The sequence below is a fragment of the Prauserella shujinwangii genome (assembly GCF_003001955.1).
Classification (GTDB): Bacteria; Actinomycetota; Actinomycetes; order Mycobacteriales; family Pseudonocardiaceae; genus Qaidamihabitans; species Qaidamihabitans shujinwangii.
Map to the genome: position 1 here is coordinate 47341 of NZ_PVNH01000004.1, position 16350 is coordinate 63690.

Genomic DNA, 16350 nt, shown 5'->3' on the forward strand with positions numbered 1-16350 from the left:
CGTGACCGAGCTCCGATACGGCTGGACCACCGGCGCGTGTGCCACCGCGGCCACCACGGCCGCGTACACGGCGCTGCTCACCGGCGAGTTCCCCGACCCGGTCGAGGTCCGGTTGCCGAAGGGCAGGCGCCCGTCGTTCGCGCTCGCCACCGAGCGGCTGGAACCGGGTTCCGCCAGCGCGGGGGTGATCAAGGACGCGGGCGACGACCCGGACGTGACCCACGGCGCGCTGATCGTGTCCACCGTGACGGCGGGGCCGCCGGGCAGCGGGGTCACCTTCCGCGCCGGGACCGGCGTGGGCACCGTCACCCGGCCGGGGCTCCCGCTCGCGGTGGGAGAGCCCGCCATCAACCCGGTGCCCCGGCGGCTGATGGCCGAGGCCGTGGAGCGGGTCGCGGCCGAGCACGGCTCCGGTGGCTCCGGTGGCGCTGTGGACGTCGTGGTGGAGATCTCCATCCCCGACGGCGAGGAGCTGGCGCGGCACACCTGGAACCCGAGGCTCGGCATCGTCGGCGGGCTCTCCGTGCTGGGCACGACCGGGGTGGTGGTGCCGTACTCGTGCTCGGCGTGGATCGACTCCATCCGCCGCGGGGTCGACGTGGCGCGGGCGATGGGGCTGCGGCACGTCGCGGGCGCGGTGGGCAGCACGTCGGAGCGTGTCGTGGCCGAGCTGTACGGGCTGCCGGAGAGCGCGCTGCTCGACATGGGCGACTTCGCGGGCGCGGTGCTCAAGTACCTGCGCCGTCACCCGGTGCCCCGGCTGACCCTCGCGGGCGGGTTCGCGAAGCTGTCGAAGCTCGCGGCCGGTCACCTCGACCTGCACTCGAAGCGGTCCCAGGTGGATCTGCGGCTGCTGGCCGGCCTGGCCGCGGAGGCAGGGCACGAGCGGCTGGCCGGGGCGATCGGGGAGGCCAACACGGCACTGCACGCGCTGGAGCTGGCGACGGCGGACGGGGTGCCGCTGGGCGACCTCGTCGCGGAGCGGGCCCGGCACACCGCGCTCGACGTGCTCGGCGGCGCGCCGGTGGACGTGGACATCGTGGTGGTCGACCGCGCGGGCACCATCGTGGGCCGGGCACCGACCGCGTGGCCTCGTGAGTGAGGAACGTGGTTAGAACCACGTTCCTCACTCACGAGGCGTACGCGGTCGGTCCGCCGAGTACAGGAAGCTGTCCGGGTAGTTCTCGGCGGCCAGCACCCGGCCCACGAAGATCAGCGCCGCCCTGCGGACGCCCTCCGCGCGCACCCGCGCCGCGATGTCGCCGAGCGTGCCGCGCAGCACCCGCTCGCCCGGCTGGCTCGCCTCCGCCACCACCGCGGCCGGGCAGTCCTCGCCGTAGTGCGGCAGCAGTTCCGCCACCACCTGCTCGACGCGGTTCACGGCCAGGTGCAGCGCCAGGGTCGCGCCGGTCGCGCCGAACGCGGCCAGCGTCTCGCCCTCCGGCATCGACGTCGAGCGTGCCTGCGCCCGCGTGAGCACGAGGCTCTGCCCCACGGTCGGCACGGTCAGCTCCCGCTTCAGCACCGCCGCGGCCGCCGCGAACGCGGGCACCCCCGGCGTCACGTCGTACGGCACCCCGGCCGCGTCCAGCCTCCGCATCTGCTCGGCCACCGCGCTGTAGACGGCCGGGTCGCCCGAGCACAGGCGGGCGACGTCGTGCCCCGCCTCGTGCGCGGCCACCAGCTCGGCCACGATCTCGTCGAGCGTGCGGTCGGCGGTGTCCACCAGCCGCGCCCCCGGCGGGCAGTGCGCCAGCAGGTCGACCGGGGTCAGGCTGCCCGGGTACAGGCACACCTGGCAGCGGGCGAGCAACCGCTGCCCGCGCACGGTGATGAGGTCGGCGGCGCCCGGTCCGGCGCCGATGAAATGCACGGTCATCTGCTCCTGCTCCACTGCGTCACGGTGCGGGCGGGGGTCCAGCCGGTGTAGCCGCCCAGCGGGGCGGCGTGCTCGACGGCGAGCCGGATCAGCTCGCCGCCGTGCTCGGCGTAGGCGGCGGCGAGGGCGCGCTCGCCCTCCAGGGTCACGGCGTTGGCGACGAGCCTGCCGCCGGGCCCGAGCGCGGCCCAGCAGCGCTCCAGCAGTCCCGGCCCGCCGACCCCGCCGCCGACGAACACGGCATCCGGCGCGGGCAGGTCCGCCAGCGCCTCCGGCGCGGTGCCGGTGACCACGCGCAGGTCGGGCACGCCGAGCCGGGCGGCGTTGCGCTGGATCCGCGCCGCCCGCTCGGGGCGCGACTCGATCGCCACGGCGCGGTTGGCCGGATGCGCCCGGCACCATTCGATCGCCACGCTGCCCGCCCCGGCGCCGACGTCCCACAGCAGCTCCCCCGGTGCGGGGGCCAGGCGGGCGAGGCTGCCGGCGCGCACGTCCCGCTTCGTCAGCTGGCCGTCGTGCTCGAACGCCTCGTCCGGCAGGCCCGGCAGCAGGGGGAGCGTCCGCGGGCCCGCGCAGTCGATCGCGAGCACGTTGAGGCCGGCACACCGGGGATGCGGCCAGTCCCGGGCAACCCCGGTGCGGACACGCTCGTCCGGCCCGCCGAGCTCCTCCAGCACCGTGAGCCCGCTCGCGCCGAACCCGGCGCCGGTCAGCAACGCGGCCACCTCGGCGGGTGTGGTGGCGCCCGCGCTGAGCACGAGCACGTGCCTGCCCGGGGCGACCGCCCGCAGCACCCGGTGGACGTCCCGGCCGACGAGGCTCACCACCTCGGTGTCCTCCGCGGGCCAGCCCAGCCGGGCCCTGGCCAGGGTCACCGACGACAGCGCGGGCACGATCCGCACCCGGTCGGCGCCGAGCCGCCGGACGAGCGTCGTGCCGATGCCCGACAGCAGCGGGTCCCCGCTGGCCAGCACGCAGATCCGGCGGCCGGCGTGCTCGGCGAGCAGGCCGTCGAGCGCGGGCAGCAGCGGGCTCGGCCAGGGCACCTTCGCGGCACCGGTCGCGGGCACCAGGTCCAGCTGCCTGCGCCCGCCGAAGAGCACCTCGGCGGCCTCGATCTCCGCCCGTGCCGGCGGCGGGAGGCCGTCCCAGCCGTCGGCGCCGATTCCGACCACGGCGATAGTCACAGCAGCGCACGGTAGCCAGCGGCACGGCCCGTGCGTACCGGGTGTGCGCATTGTCGCCCCCGGGGGCCGCCCGGCGTGTGCGATGATCTGCCGGACGGCCGCCGTGGAACCCGGTGTGAATCCGGGACGGTCCCGCCACTGTGACCGGTCGCGCACGACCGGGAGTCAGAGCTTCGGCGCCCGTCGTGGACATGCTGTCGAGGAGTGGGCGCGGACACCCACCCGAGCAGAGGAGTTGAACGCATGGCGTTGCGGCCGTACCCGTTCTCGGCGGTCGTCGGAATGCCGGACCTCCGGCTCGCGCTCGTGCTCTCCGCCATCTCGCCCGCCGTGGGCGGCGTGCTGGTGCGGGGCGAGAAGGGCACCGCGAAATCCACGATGGTCCGGGCGCTCGCCGGGTTGCTGCCCGGCGTGGACGTGGTCGATGGCTGCCGGTTCTCCTGCGACCCCGCCGACCCCGACCCGGCGTGCCCGGACGGGCCGCACCCCGACGGCGCGCCCGGCCACCGGCGCCCCGCCCGGCTGGTCGAGCTGCCGGTGGGCGCCGCCGAGGATCGCGTGGTGGGCTCGCTGGACCTGGAGCGGGCGCTGGGCGACGGGGTGACCGACTTCCAGCCCGGCCTGCTCGCCGGTGCGCACCGCGGGCTGCTGTACGTCGACGAGGTCAACCTCCTGCACGACCACCTCGTGGACACGCTGCTGGACGCGGCGGCGATGGGCCGCGCCACGATCGAGCGGGAGGGGGTCTCCGTCTCCCACGCCGCCCGGTTCGTGCTGATCGGCACGATGAACCCCGAGGAGGGCGAGCTGCGGCCGCAGCTGCTCGACCGGTTCGGGCTCACCGTGGAGGTGTCGTCCAGCCGCGAACCCGCCGAGCGGATGGAGATCGTGCGGCGCAGGCTCGCCTACGAGGCGGACCCGGAGGGGTTCGCCGGCGGCTACGCCGACGACGAGCGGCGCCTCGCTGCCGACATCGACGCCGCGCGGCGCAGGCTGCCCTCGGTGCGGCTCACCGACGACGCGCTGCGCCAGATCGCCGAGGTGTGCGCGGCGTTCGAGGTGGACGGGATGCGCGCCGACATCGTGACCGCCCGCACCGCCGTCGCGCACGCCGCGTGGGCCGGGCGGGACAGCGTGACCACCGACGACGTCCGGGTCGCCGCCCGGCTGGCGCTGCCGCACCGCCGCCGCCGCAACCCGTTCGACGCGCCCGGCATCGACTCCGAGGAGCTGGAGCAGGCCCTGCGGGACGCCGAGCCGCCGGATCCGGTGCCGCCGGACGACGGGCCCGACGGTCCGGACGGCCCCGGTTCCGGGGGTCCGGCGCCCGGCGAGGGGGAGGACCCCGGTACCGGTGACGCGGATCGCGGACACGGTGACGCGGATCGCGGACACGGTGACGCGGACGGCGGACACGGTGACGCGGACGGCGGACACGGTGACGCGGACGGCGGACACGGCGGTGCGGGTGAGCGGCGCCAGGTGGGCGCGGGCAGGCCGTACCGCGCCCGGCTGTTCACGGTCGGCGGCACCGGCATGGGCGCGCGCGGCCGCCGGTCCCGTGCGGAGACCGACAGCGGGCGCACGGTGGGGGTCCGGCCGCACGGCGACCGCGGCTCCGGCGCGCCGCACCTGCCCGCGACCGTGCGCGCGGCGGCGCCACACCAGCGGGCGCGGGGCCGCCGGGGACCCGGCCTGGTGTTGCGGCCGGGTGACCTGCGCTACGCCCGTCGCGAGGGCAAGGAGGGCAACCTCGTGCTCTTCTGCGTGGACGCGTCCGGCTCGATGGGCGCGCGGGCGCGGATGCGTGAGGTGAAGTCGGCCGTGCTGTCGCTGCTGCTCGACGCCTACCAGCGCCGGGACAAGGTGGGTCTGGTGACGTTCCGTGGCCGCGAGGCCGAGGTGGCCCTGCCGCCCACGATCAGCGTCGACGCGGCGGCCGCGCGGCTGGAGTCGCTGCCGACCGGCGGGCGGACGCCGCTGGCGGAAGGGCTGCTGCGGGCGGCGGAGGTGCTGCGCGTGGAGGCCCTGCGCGACCCGAGGCGGCGGCCGCTGCTGGTGGTCGTCACCGACGGCAGGGCCACCAGCGGAAACGACGCGGTCGCCCGCTCGCACGCGGCGGCCGACCTGCTCGCCGCGACCGGCGTGACCAGCGTGGTGATGGACTGCGAGAGCGGCCGGATGCGCCTCGGCCTCGCCGCCACGCTGGCGCGGCGGCTCGGCGGCGAGCACGTCCCGCTCGGTGAGGTGGCGGCCGACGCGCTCGCCCACGAAGTGAAACGGAGGGCCGCCTGAATGACGACAGCGACCACAGCCGCCACGAGCACCCGGCAAGGCTCCCCAATGCCACTTTGGTTGCGTTCGGCGCACCGGATGCCGCATTGGTTGCGTCCAACGCCACCAATGCCACATTGGGGAGCGCCGCGCGCGGGGAGGGCCGCCTGATGCCGAAGGGGAAGCCGGAGGTCGTGCCCGACGACGGCCTGACCACCCGCCAGCGGCGCAACCGCCCGGTGCTCGCCGTCCACACCGGACCGATGAAGGGCAAGTCCACGGCGGCGTTCGGGATGGCGCTGCGGGCGTGGAACCAGGGCTGGTCGATCGGGGTCTTCCAGTTCGTGAAGTCGGCCAAGTGGCGTGTTGGCGAGGAGGCCGCGTTCCGCGCGCTCGGCGAGCTGCACGAGTGCACCGGCCAGGGCGGGCCCGTCGAGTGGCACAAGATGGGCGAGGGCTGGAGCTGGTCCCGCAAACGCGGCACCGAGGACGACCACGCCGCCAACGCCCGCGAGGGCTGGGCCGAGATCCGCCGCAGGCTCGCCGCCGAGCGGCACGACTTCTACGTGCTCGACGAGTTCACCTACCCGCTGCACTGGGGCTGGCTGGACACGGACGAGGTCGTGACGGCGCTGCGGGAACGGCCGGGCAGGCAGCACGTCGTGATCACCGGCCGCAACGCGCCGGACGCCCTGATCGAGGCCGCCGACCTGGTCGCGGAGAGCACCAAGGTCAAGCACCCGATGGACGCCGGGCAGAAGGGCCAGCGGGGTATCGAATGGTGACGGCGTGGTAGCCCGGCTGGTCATCGCCGCACCCGGCTCCGGGCACGGGAAGACGACGGTCGCGACCGGGCTGATGGCCGCGCTGCGGGCCCGCGGGACGCGGGTCTCCGGGCACAAGGTCGGCCCGGACTTCATCGACCCCAGCTACCACGCGCTGGCCACCGGTCTGCCCGCCCGCAACCTCGACCCGTTCCTGCAGGGCGAGGACCGGGTGGTGCCGCTGCTGCGGCACGGCGCCCGCACCGCCGAGCTCGCGGTGATCGAGGGTGTGATGGGACTGTTCGACGGCGCGCTCGGCACCGAGGGCTACGCGTCCACCGCGCACGTCGCGCGGCTCGTGGACGCCCCGGTGGTGCTCGTGGTGGACGCGGGCGCGGCCAGCCGCAGCGTGGCCGCGGTGGTGTACGGGTTCGCGCACTACGACCCGCGCGTCAACCTGGCCGGAGTCATCCTCAACAAGCTCGGTTCGCAGCGGCACGAGGACGAGATCCGTGCCGCGCTGGCGCCGACCGGCATTCCCGTGCTCGGCGCGCTGCGCCGCACCCCCGACATCCACGCGCCGAGCAGGCACCTCGGGCTGGTCCCGGCGGGGGAGCGGCTCGCCGAGTCGCGGGCCGTGCTGCCCCGCCTTGCCGAGTGGGTGGCCGGGGGCGTCGACCTCGCGGCCGTCGAGCGGGTCGCCCGCACGGCGCCGCCGCTGACCGGGCCCGGGTGGAACCCGCGCGACCACGTGCGGCCCGCCGCCCGGCGCGCCGTGGTGGCCGCCGCGGGCGGGCAGGCGTTCACCTTCCGCTACACCGAGACGGCCGAGCTGCTCGACGCCGCCGGGGTCGACGTCGTGGACCTCGACCCGATGGGCGACCGCGTGCTGCCGCGGGGGTGCGCCGGCCTGTACTTCGGCGGCGGCTTCCCCGAGGTGCACGCCCAGGCCATCTCGGCGAACGTGGTGCTGCGCGAGGAGGTCGCGGCCGCGATCGGGCGGGGCATGCCGGTCAGCGCCGAGTGCGCCGGGCTGCTGTACCTGTGCCGGGAGCTGGACGGGCTGCCGATGGTCGGTGCGCTCGACGCCACCGCCCGGATGACCGAGCGGGGCGCGCTCGGCTACCGGACGGCCACCGCGCCGTCGGCCAACGTGCTGGCCGGTGCGGGCACCCGGGTGACCGGGCACGAGTTCCACCGCACGATCGTGGAGCCGCGGCACGGCCCGGCCCCGGCGTGGACGTGGGACGGGGAGGGCGAGGGCTTCGCCACGCCGACCCTGCACGCGTCGTACCTGCACGTGCACTGGGCCGGGCACCCGGAGCTGGCGAACCGGTTCGCGGCGGCCGTGCACCGGCACGAACTCGTGCCGGGTGGCTGACCGTGCCCGCGTACGACCTGGACCACCACGGCGACCGCGAGGTCGGGGACGGGCTGGTCGACCTGGCGGTGAACGTGCGCCTCGCCGCGCCACCGGACTGGCTGCGCGCCGAGCTCGCCGGCTGCCTCGCCGACCTCGCGGCCTACCCCGACGCGCGGGCGGCGGCGGAGGCGATCGCGCGGCGGCACGGCCGCGCTCCCGCCGACGTCCTGCCCACCGCCGGTGCCGCGGAGGCGTTCACGCTGCTGGCGACCGCGTTCCGCCCGCGCCACGCGGTGGTGGTGCACCCGCAGTTCACCGAACCGGAGGCGGCGCTGCGCGGGGCGGGGCACCCGGTGCACCGGGTGCTGCTGCCCGCCTCCGCCGGGTTCGTCCTCGACGCCGGCCTGGTGCCCGCCGAGGCGGACCTGGTGTTCGTCGGCAACCCGACGAACCCGACCTCCGTGCTGCACCCGGCGCCGGTCCTGCGCGGGCTGCTGCGGCCGGGCCGGGTCGTGGTGGTGGACGAGGCGTTCCTCGACGCGGTGCCCGGCGAGCCGGAGAGCCTGGCCGGTGAGCGGCTGCCGGGTGCGGTCGTGGTGCGCAGCCTGACGAAGACGTGGGGGATCGCCGGGTTGCGGGCCGGATACGTGCTGGCCGAGCCGGAGGTCGTGGCGCGGCTGCGGGCGGTGCAGCCGCCGTGGTCGGTGTCGACGCCCGCGGCGGTGGCGATGGCGGCGTGCAGCGGCCGGGACGCGGTGGCCCAGGCCGAGGGCCTGGCCCGGACCGCCGAGCGGGACCGGGCGGTGCTGGTCGCCGGGCTGCGCGAGCTGGGCGTCGAGGTGGCGGGGGAGCCGAGGGCGCCGTTCGTGCTGGTGCGGCTGCCCGGGGCGGCGCGGGTACGGCTCGCGCTGCGGGAGGCAGGGTACGCGGTGCGCCGGGGGGACACCTTCCCCGGGCTGGGCCCGGACTGGCTGCGCCTCGCCGTCCGCGACCCCGCCACGACCCGAGCCTTCCTGGCCGCGCTGGCCCCGCTCGTGGGCGGGTAGCCGCGGCGCGGCTCACGCGGGGACGGCGGCCAGGTTGCGCAGGGTCGTCTCCAGCCAGGCCTGGTAGGTGCCGAGGTCCCAGCCGTACATGCGGGTGACCAGCAGGTAGGTGTCGGCGCCGCACAGCACGGCGGCGGTGTCGGTCAGCCAGTCCAGGTCCGCGCCGGGCGGGAGCAGGCGGTCGGCCCGCAGCCGCGTCCAGAACTCCCGCTGGGCGGCGCGGGTCTGCTCGCGTCCCCTGGCGAACAGCGCGGCGACCTCCGGGGCCGCCGGTTCGGCCTCCCTGGCGGCCGCGAACAGCGGGCCGGTGCGCTCCATGATCCCGCGGTTCACCGCCGCGGCCGCCGCGATCCGCTCGGCCGCCGTCGGAGCGGTGCGCACCGGGACGGCGACGTCGCGGTCGAGGAGGGCGACCGGCGCGGTGTCGCCCACGATGGCCGTCTCGACCACCCGGTTGAACAGCGCGGCTTTCGTGCCGAAACGGACGTAGACGGTCCTGGCCCCGACTCCCGCCGCGCGGGCGACCTCGGTGAGCGAGGTCGCCGTGTAGCCGTGGGCGGCGAACAGGGGTGTGGCGGCCGCGATGATCCGCCGCTCGGTCTCCGCGACCTGGGCGTCGCGCAGCGTGGTTCGTCCGTTGACTTTCCCGGGCATCGGTTGCAGTATAACTGCATCTGTTGCAGTTCGACTGCAAGGAGGTCGTCATGACCGGTCCGGCCGACGTCCCGGCGCTCGCCGGGGTCCACCATCTGAAGCTGCCGGTCTCCGACCTCGCGCGGTCGCTGGAGTGGTACCGGTCCCGGCTCGGTTACCGCCTCCAGGTCGAGTTCACCGAGGACGGGATACGCAAGGGTGTCGGCCTGCGCCACCCCCCGGGGGCGGTCCGGACCTCGGCCTGCGGCTCGACCCGGAGCGCGCCGCCGCCGCGGCCGGTTTCGACTACTTCGCGATCGGCGTGCCGGACCGGGCCGCCCTCGAGGCGCTGGCCGCGCGGCTGACGGAGCTCGGCGAGGACCATGCCGGGGTGCACTTCGCGACGATCGGCTGGATCCTGCCGCTGCTGCACGATCCCGACGGGCACGAGGTGCGCTTCTACACGGTCGAGCACCACACCGAACCCGGGTCCGGCGAGGTGCTGCGGGTCGACGACCCGAGGGCGGCCGCCGAGCGCCGTGCCGCCGAGCTCGCCGCGGGTGATTCCGGCTAGCCCGCGATGACCAGCCAGGCCGCGGCGGTGGCCACCTCGACGCAGGCGCCGAGCACGTCGCCGGTGCCGCCGCCGAGCCTGCGCGCACAGCGCGCCAGCAGCAGGCCCGCGACGGCACAGCCCGCCAGCACGGCGAGCGGGCCGCGCCACCACGGCAGCCCCGGCGTCAGCGCGGCCAGCGCCGCCACCGCGGCAGGCACCCCCAGCGCCAGCGGCAGGGGGACGGCCCCCGCGACCGCCGCGCCCAGCCCCTCCGGCCGGGCGGGTGGGATCCCGCGCGCGCAGCACAGCGGCAGCACCGAGCGTCCGGCGACCACCCCGAGAACGGCCGCGGCGACCCCGTGCCCCGCCACCACCGCGCCGGCCAGCGCCGCGCACTGCACGAGCAGCACGAGGACCAGCGCGGCCACGCCCGCGGGCCCGGCGTCGCCGCGCCGCATGATCTCCAGCGCCCGCTCGCGGTCGTAGGAGGCGGACAGCCCGTCGGCCGTGTCGGCGAGCCCGTCCAGGTGCAGGCCCCGGCTGCCCAGCGCGACCGCACCCACCGCGAGCCCGGCCGTGGCCAGCGCGGGCAGCCCGGCCGCGGTGCCGCCCAGCACGACCAGCCCGGCGAGCGCGGCCAGCGGCGCGGCCGCCACCGGACCCAGCACCATCGCGCCACCCGCCACGCGGCGGTCGACCGTGCGCGGCGGCGGCACGGGCAGCGCGGTCAGCGTGCCCAGCGCCATCCGCAGGGCGTCGAGCCTCACCCGATGCTCACAGGTCGGCCAGCGAACCCATCCCGGCGAGCACGGCACGCGCGTTGCGCAGCACCGGCACCGCCTGCACGGCCCCGCTGCCCTCGCCGAGCCGCAGCCCGAGGTCCAGGATCGGCTCCAGCCCGAGCGCCTTGAGCGCGTAGGCCTGCGACGGCTCGGTGGAGCGGTGCCCGGCCAGCCACCACCGCTGCGCACCCGGCGCGATCTCCCGCGCGACGAGCGCCGCCGCCCCGGAGAACACGCCGTCGAGCAGCACCGGCACCCCGCGCTCCGCCGACCGCACCAGGAACCCGGCCGTCGCCGCCGCGCACGCGCTGCCCAGCGCGGTGAGCAGGTCGAACGGGTCGCTCACCCGCGCACCGGCGCGCGCGAGCGCCGCCGCCACCACCGTGACCTTGCGGGCCCGGCCCGCCTCGTCCACGCCGGTGCCGGTGCCCACCACGTCGTCGGCGGGCAGCCCCAGCGCACCGGCCACGAGCGCCGCGGCCACCGTCGTGTTCCCGATGCCCATGTCACCGGGGATCAGCAGGTCGGCGCCGGAGTCGAGCTCCTCGTCGGCGATCGCGCGGCCCGTGTCGAACGCCCGGCGCGCCTCATCCGGCCCCAGCGCGTCGCTCCGGTCGATCGCGCCCGACCCCGCGCGGACCCGGTGGGCCCTGACCTCGGCGGGCACATCGGACAGGTCGCCGTCCACCGCGATGTCCAGCACCCGCACCCGTGCCCCGACCTGCTCGGCGAGCACGTTGACACCGCTGGTCCCGGCGAGGAACACGCGGACCATCGCCGCCGTGATCTCCCGGGGGTACGCCGAGACACCGGACGCGGCGACGCCGTGGTCGCCCGCGAACACCACCACCCGCACGTCGTCGAGCGGGCGCGGCGGCACGGCGCCGTGCGCCGCGCACAGCCACGCCGCCAGCTCCTCCAGCCTGCCGAGGGAGCCGAGCGGTTTCACCAGCCCGTCGAGCCGCTCCCGCGCGGCGGACCGCGCCCGCTCGTCCGGCTCCGGTATCTCGAACGTCACCTGTCCTCCTCTAGATGTGGATGACGCGCCCGGCCACCACCAGCCGCACGCTGTGCGACTCGGCGGCCACCGCCGTGTTCAGCGACCCGAGCACGTCGCGGAAGATGCGCCCCGCCGGGGTCGGCGGCACCACGCCGCTGCCCACCTCGTTGCTCACCGCCACCACGGGCACGGTCGTGGCGCGCCACGTGTCGACGAACGCCTGCAGCCGCTCGTCGACCCGCTCCTGCCAGCCGTCCTCCTGCTGCCAGGCGCCGACCTCGTCGAGCACGCGGCTCACCCACGTGCCCAGGCAGTCGATGAGCACCGGGGTGGTCAGCTCGCGGAGCGTCCCCGTCAGGTCGTCCGTCTCGACCGTCCGCCAGTGCGGCGGCCTGCGGGCGCGGTGCGCCGCCACCCGCGCGGCCCATTCGGGATCGTCCGCGCTGGGTGGCAGCCCGGCGGCGACGTACACGACGTGGTTGTGGCGGGACATCAGCTGTTCGGCGTGCCGGGACTTGCCCGAGCGGACCCCGCCCAGGACCAGCACGCGGCCATGGCCCTCGCCGCGGCGCCCGTACCGGCGCAGCAGGGCGGCCGCCGTCTCCAGCCTGCCCGCCGCGAGATCGGCCAGCCGCCGCCTCCGATCGTTCATCATGCGGGGCATTCTTGCCCACCGATTAGGGTTCGCGCTGTGCCTGATCGCAAAGACCTCACGGCCGCCGGGATCATCGCAGGTTATGCCGCCGATCTGATCGTCGGCGATCCCCGCAGGGCCCATCCGGTCGCGTGGTTCGGCCGGGCGGCCGGTGCGGTCGAGCGCGGGTTGTGGGCCGACTCGCGCGCCCGCGGCGCGGTCCACGCCGGGGTCTGTGCGGGCGCGGCCGCCGGTGCGGGGATCGCGCTGCAGGCGGCGACGCGGGACCGGCCGCTCGCCCGGTTCGCGGTCACCGCGCTCGCGACGTGGACCGTGCTCGGTGGCCGGGGCCTCGCCGCCGAGGGCGCGGAGATGGCCCGGCTGCTCGACGCGGGCGACGTGCCCGCCGCCCGGGCGCGGCTGTCCCACCTGTGCGGGCGCGACGCCACCTCGCTCGGCCCGGACGGGCTGGCCCGCGCCGCCACCGAGTCGATCGCGGAGAACACCTCCGACGCGGTCGTCGCCCCGCTCGTGTGGGGCGGCCTCGCCGGGATCCCCGGGCTGCTCGGCTACCGCGCGCTCAACACACTGGACGCGATGGTCGGGCACCGCACGCCCCGGCACGAGCGGTTCGGCTGGGCCGCCGCGCGCGCCGACGACGTGGTCAACGTGGTGCCCGCCCGGTTCAGCGCCGCGGCGGCGGTGCTGGCCGCGCCGCTGGTCGGCGGCCGCCCGGCGCTGGCCTGGCGGGCGTGGCGCCGTGACGCGGGCAGGCACCCGAGCCCGAACGCCGGCCCGGTCGAGGCCGCGTTCGCCGGGGCGCTGGGCGTCCGGCTCGGGGGCACGAACAGCTACGCGGGCCGGGCCGAGGACCGCGGCACCCTCGGTGACGGCCCAGCGCCGGGCACGGCCGACCTGCGCCGGTCGGTCCGGCTGTCGCGGGTGGTGGGGCTCGCCGCGCTGGCCGCGGCCGCGGCGCTGGCCCGCTATCGCTGACCCGCCGGTTCGGGCGCGGTGGCGGGCGGCCGCTCCCGCAGCACCCGCTCGGCGAGCGTGCCGAAGGCGAGACCCAGCGTCGCCCACAGCACCACCTGGGTGCCCAGGGACGCGGTGCGGAACGTCCACAGCGTGGTGGCGGGGAAGTCGCCCACCTCGTCGACGACGGGCAGCAGCGCGGCGGACACCGCGACCGCCACCAGGTAGCCGCCGCAGGCCAGCAGCCCGCCCGGCCACGCGCCGAGCCGGTCGGCGAGCATCCGCCCGGCGATCACGGCGACGATGGCGCACAGCACCGACAGCGCGAGGAACGCGAAGTACAGCGCCGTGCGGTCGCCGATCGTGCCGGACGAGCCGACGGCGGGCGGGTTGGCCGGGTACTTCAGGAACGGCACCAGCACCACGACCACGAACGCGCCCGCGGCGAGCAGCGCCGAGGTCAGCCGGGGCCGCAACGTGCCGACGCGGCCCTGGACGAGTGCGAACGCGATCGCGAACAGGCCGCCCACCGCCAGGCCGTATGCGGCGACGCCGGTGAACAGGCCGACCGTGCTCTGCAGGTCGCGGCTGACCACCGCCTCCTCGCCGTGCCCGTGAGCGTGCCCCTCCGCGTGCCCGGCGTGCCCTTCGTGGCCCTCGTGTGCGGCGGGCGCCGACTCCTCGAGTCCGATCGCGACATTGACCGAAGGCTCACCGAAGAAGTACGCGAACACGGTCGCGAGCACACCGGCGAGCAGGCCCGCGAGCATTCCGCGGACCAACAGGGTCCTCATCATCGCGCCCCGCCGTCAGTGGCAGGGGAAGGCGAGCAGGTGCCGCCCGTCGTGCAGGAACTCGTGCACCAGGCCGCCCGTGGACAGCAGCTCCACCGCACCGGCCTCGGTCGTGACGAAGAACAGCACGACGAGGGACAGGATGCCGGCGAAGATCGCCCACGGCACGATCTCGCGGAGGGGAATACGGATCTGGACGGGATGCGGCGCGGCGATCGTCGGCTGCGACATCGGGAACCTCCTCGGGTAGTGCGCGACCCAGCTGGAACGGTGGCGACGACGGCGGGTCTGACTCCCGAGCGGGCTCGGTTACAGTGGCGCGACCGTGCGGCTTCTCACCGGCTTCCGGCCGTCGTCGCGTAGCCGGTCGAGCATAAGTTCGCCGCGCAACCCGAGTCAATGTGACCAGAGCGTCACCTGCCGCGGCCGCAAGCAGTGAAGGCCACCTTCACTGCGTTGGACGCAGTGAAGGTGGCCTTCACTGCCGTCAGCGGGTGCGGGTGGCGGGGAGGAACTGGGCGGGGTCCAGGGGGCGGGCGGTGATCCTGGTGTCCCCGAGCCAGCCGTAGAAGCCCTGCCCGAACTTCCCGGCGAACTGGGTGCCGCCGAGTGCGAACGGCTTGCCCAGCGTCGTGATGCCGCGTGAGCGCTCGGCCGCGTTGCGGGCGATCCGGGAACCGTCCACGTACACCACGGTGTGCCTGCCGTCGTTCACCACGGCCACGTGTGTCCACCTGCCCACCGGAAGGGCGTGGCTCCACGACGTGGGGTCGGCGTCCACATCGGTGGGGTAGACGACGAACTGCAGGAACCGCTCCCCGGACAGGTTGAGGCTGCAGGTCGGCTCCTCCGGCGACCAGCCGCTGGTCTTGCCCGCGTCGCCGGCGCGGCCCTCCCAGCTGAGGATGCCCATCCACGCGTGGTCGCCCTCGAACGGCTCGGGCAGCTTGAGGAACGTCTCGATCGTGTAGCCGCGCTCGAACGTCATCGAGTTCAGCGGCGCGTCCGGCCCCGTCCGCAGCACCGCGCCCCGGTCGGGGTTCTTGCCGCCGTCGAAGCGCAGGCTGGCGTGCGCGGGCTGGGTCTCGTGGTGCTCGGCGGAGAACGTGAGCACACCCGGGCCGCTGGAGTGCAGCCGCTGGACGGTGAGGTCGTTGCCGTGGCCGGACAGGTCGCGCGCCACCGCGCCGGAGGGCACCGGGGAGCCGTCCGCGCCACCGGCCAGGCCGGAGCCGTCGAAGCGCCAGTACGCGACGGTTCCGGGCACGAGCACCGCCTCGGCGGGCCGGGCGGGCGGCACCACCGGCGGTGCGAAGCCGGCGAACCGGGCCTCGAAGTCGATCTCCACGGTGAACCGGTCGACGTCCCCGGTCAGCTCCACCGTCTCGGCCTCCAGCGGCGTGCGCCGCTCGGCCTGCTTGGCCAGCAGCCACGGCGAGATCGTCTCCACGTCGACGCACCCGCGCGCGAGGTCGAAGGAGTACAGCCGCAGCATCCCGGCGCCGCCGTAGTAGCGGTCCTGGTAGTTGGTGATGTGGGCGTGGACGGGGTTGCCGTGGTCGTTGGTGAGCGTCGTGCGGCCCGGCGGCCAGTAGTGGCCGCTCAGCGTGAGAAAGATCTGGTCGTTGCGGCGGACCAGGCCGTCCCACAGGTGCCTGCCGTGGCCGGACAGGTGCGCGCCGCCCTCGTCGTCGCCCCACACGAAGTCGTGCGTGGTGAGGATCGTCGGCAACGTGGAATGCCGGTCGAGCGTCCGCTGCGCCCAGGCGATGCCGTGCTCGGTGACCCGCCAGTCGAGGGCGAGCAGCAGCCACTCCCGGCCGCCGCCGCGCAGCACGTGCGCGCTGTGGTAGCCGTCGGGGGAGGAGCCGCGGTAGGTCGGCATCCCGGCGAACCGGCGGGGCCCGAACGTGCGCAGATACGGCGTGTCCCCGCGCTGGTCGTCGCCGGAGACATCGTGGTTGCCCGCGAGCACGCTGTAGGGCAGCCTGCGGTGGATCGACCGGAACACGTGCTCGGCGGTGCGCATCTCCGTCTCGGTGCCGTGCTCGGTGACGTCGCCGAGGTGCGCCAGGAAGACGATGTTGCGCTCGTCGCGCGAGCGCACGGCATAGCGCAGGGCCTCGCGGACCGGCTCGGGGTCGGAGCCGCCCTCGTCGATGAGGTACTGCGTGTCCGGCAGCACGGCGAGGGTGAACCGCGGGACGTCCGGGTCACGGCGCCCGCCCGCCGCCTCGGCGGTCCCCGCGCCGAGCGCGGCGGAGGTCACGGAGGCGGCGGCCGCGACGGCCGGCGCGCCGACGGCGGCCTGCAACAGGGTGCGACGGGTGACGTCGCTGGGTGCTGAGTTGTCCACTGTGTTCTCCCAGGCTTGGAATGTCCGTTCCACCCTGGGTCGCGAACTTGACCACCGGTTGACGCCCAGCGAAACCCGCTCCCACCAACGGGTGATAACCACGGGAG

General features: G+C 75.9%; 17 protein-coding genes and 1 riboswitch. Of the genes, 8 read left to right on the forward strand and 9 right to left on the reverse strand.

Annotation, left to right across the window (positions count from 1 at the left end; genetic code table 11):
- Nucleotide 1: 1 nt before the first annotated feature.
- Nucleotides 2–1102 (forward strand): cobalt-precorrin-5B (C(1))-methyltransferase, encoded by a 1101-nt coding sequence (locus tag B0I33_RS09990; RefSeq protein WP_106178339.1) that lies wholly within the window; start codon nt 2–4, stop codon nt 1100–1102.
- Nucleotides 1103–1126: 24 nt separating this feature from the next.
- Here B0I33_RS09990 and cobM read toward each other — a convergent pair whose 3' ends face one another.
- Both cobM and cbiE read right to left on the reverse strand, forming a co-directional pair.
- Nucleotides 1127–1879, reverse strand: coding sequence for a precorrin-4 C(11)-methyltransferase (gene cobM, locus B0I33_RS09995; RefSeq protein ID WP_106178849.1), 753 nt, complete (start codon nt 1877–1879; stop codon nt 1127–1129).
- The gene (gene cbiE, locus B0I33_RS10000) at nt 1876–3117 is read right to left on the reverse strand and encodes a precorrin-6y C5,15-methyltransferase (decarboxylating) subunit CbiE (RefSeq protein WP_106178340.1); all 1242 of its coding nucleotides are present in this window, start codon (nt 3115–3117) and stop codon (nt 1876–1878) included. Before cbiE ends, cobM begins: the two co-directional genes overlap by 4 nt.
- Nucleotides 3118–3159: 42 nt before the next feature.
- Nucleotides 3160–3251, forward strand: a riboswitch (adenosylcobalamin (AdoCbl) riboswitch).
- 64 nt (nt 3252–3315) lie between these two features.
- Here cbiE and B0I33_RS10005 point away from each other — a divergent pair.
- The 4 genes from B0I33_RS10005 (at nt 3316) to cobC (ending at nt 8513) form a co-directional block, all read left to right on the forward strand.
- Nucleotides 3316–5361, forward strand: a complete 2046-nt coding sequence (locus B0I33_RS10005; RefSeq protein ID WP_106178850.1) for a putative cobaltochelatase — start codon at nt 3316–3318, stop codon at nt 5359–5361.
- A 149-nt stretch (nt 5362–5510) separates the two neighbouring features.
- Nucleotides 5511–6125 carry a cob(I)yrinic acid a,c-diamide adenosyltransferase gene (gene cobO / locus B0I33_RS10010; RefSeq protein WP_106178341.1) on the forward strand — a complete coding sequence of 205 codons (615 nt, stop codon included), beginning with the start codon at nt 5511–5513 and terminating at the stop codon, nt 6123–6125.
- 4 nt (nt 6126–6129) lie between these two features.
- A complete protein-coding gene (locus B0I33_RS10015) occupies nt 6130–7485 on the forward strand; it encodes a cobyrinic acid a,c-diamide synthase CobB (protein ID WP_106178342.1) in 1356 nt (451 codons plus the stop codon).
- Nucleotides 7486–7487: 2 nt separating this feature from the next.
- Complete coding sequence (gene cobC / locus B0I33_RS10020; RefSeq protein WP_106178343.1) at nt 7488–8513, forward strand: Rv2231c family histidinol phosphate aminotransferase CobC; 1026 nt, start codon at nt 7488–7490, stop codon at nt 8511–8513.
- A 12-nt stretch (nt 8514–8525) separates the two neighbouring features.
- On the opposite strand, the gene B0I33_RS10025 is transcribed toward cobC, so the two are convergent.
- Entirely contained in the window at nt 8526–9167 is a 642-nt protein-coding gene (locus B0I33_RS10025) for a helix-turn-helix domain-containing protein (RefSeq protein WP_106178344.1), read from the reverse strand.
- A gap of 50 nt (nt 9168–9217) precedes the next feature.
- Here B0I33_RS10025 and B0I33_RS30875 point away from each other — a divergent pair, with 50 nt between their 5' ends.
- Together B0I33_RS30875 and B0I33_RS30190 are read left to right on the forward strand one after the other, a co-directional pair.
- Complete coding sequence (locus B0I33_RS30875) at nt 9218–9511, forward strand: VOC family protein (protein WP_219927173.1); 294 nt, start codon at nt 9218–9220, stop codon at nt 9509–9511.
- Nucleotides 9469–9720 (forward strand): hypothetical protein, encoded by a 252-nt coding sequence (locus B0I33_RS30190; RefSeq protein WP_219927174.1) that lies wholly within the window; start codon nt 9469–9471, stop codon nt 9718–9720. The genes B0I33_RS30875 and B0I33_RS30190 overlap by 43 nt, the downstream gene beginning before the upstream one ends.
- Here B0I33_RS30190 and B0I33_RS10035 read toward each other — a convergent pair.
- The 3 genes from B0I33_RS10035 to B0I33_RS10045 are packed head-to-tail and all read right to left on the reverse strand — an operon-like array spanning nt 9717 to nt 12139.
- Nucleotides 9717–10448, reverse strand: a complete 732-nt coding sequence (locus tag B0I33_RS10035) for an adenosylcobinamide-GDP ribazoletransferase (protein ID WP_106178852.1) — start codon at nt 10446–10448, stop codon at nt 9717–9719. The two genes, B0I33_RS30190 and B0I33_RS10035, sit on opposite strands and share 4 nt — an antisense overlap.
- Nucleotides 10449–10476: 28 nt before the next feature.
- A complete protein-coding gene (gene cobT, locus B0I33_RS10040) occupies nt 10477–11502 on the reverse strand; it encodes a nicotinate-nucleotide--dimethylbenzimidazole phosphoribosyltransferase (protein WP_106178345.1) in 1026 nt (341 codons plus the stop codon).
- A gap of 10 nt (nt 11503–11512) precedes the next feature.
- The gene (locus tag B0I33_RS10045; protein ID WP_106178346.1) at nt 11513–12139 is read right to left on the reverse strand and encodes a bifunctional adenosylcobinamide kinase/adenosylcobinamide-phosphate guanylyltransferase; all 627 of its coding nucleotides are present in this window, start codon (nt 12137–12139) and stop codon (nt 11513–11515) included.
- A 36-nt stretch (nt 12140–12175) separates the two neighbouring features.
- On the opposite strand from B0I33_RS10045, the gene B0I33_RS10050 reads away from it, so the two are divergent.
- Nucleotides 12176–13114 (forward strand): cobalamin biosynthesis protein, encoded by a 939-nt coding sequence (locus tag B0I33_RS10050; RefSeq protein ID WP_245900573.1) that lies wholly within the window; start codon nt 12176–12178, stop codon nt 13112–13114.
- Here the strand turns inward: B0I33_RS10050 and B0I33_RS10055 are convergent.
- The 3 genes from B0I33_RS10055 to B0I33_RS10065 all read right to left on the reverse strand — a co-directional run bounded on the left by B0I33_RS10055 (nt 13105) and on the right by B0I33_RS10065 (nt 16243).
- Nucleotides 13105–13890: a CbtA family protein gene (locus B0I33_RS10055; RefSeq protein WP_106178348.1), complete on the reverse strand. Its 786-nt coding sequence runs from the start codon at nt 13888–13890 to the stop codon at nt 13105–13107. The two genes, B0I33_RS10050 and B0I33_RS10055, sit on opposite strands and share 10 nt — an antisense overlap.
- 12 nt (nt 13891–13902) lie before the next feature.
- Nucleotides 13903–14118 (reverse strand): CbtB domain-containing protein, encoded by a 216-nt coding sequence (locus tag B0I33_RS10060; protein ID WP_106178349.1) that lies wholly within the window; start codon nt 14116–14118, stop codon nt 13903–13905.
- 256 nt (nt 14119–14374) lie between these two features.
- A complete protein-coding gene (locus tag B0I33_RS10065) occupies nt 14375–16243 on the reverse strand; it encodes a LamG-like jellyroll fold domain-containing protein (protein ID WP_106178350.1) in 1869 nt (622 codons plus the stop codon).
- Nucleotides 16244–16350 lie beyond the last annotated feature (107 nt).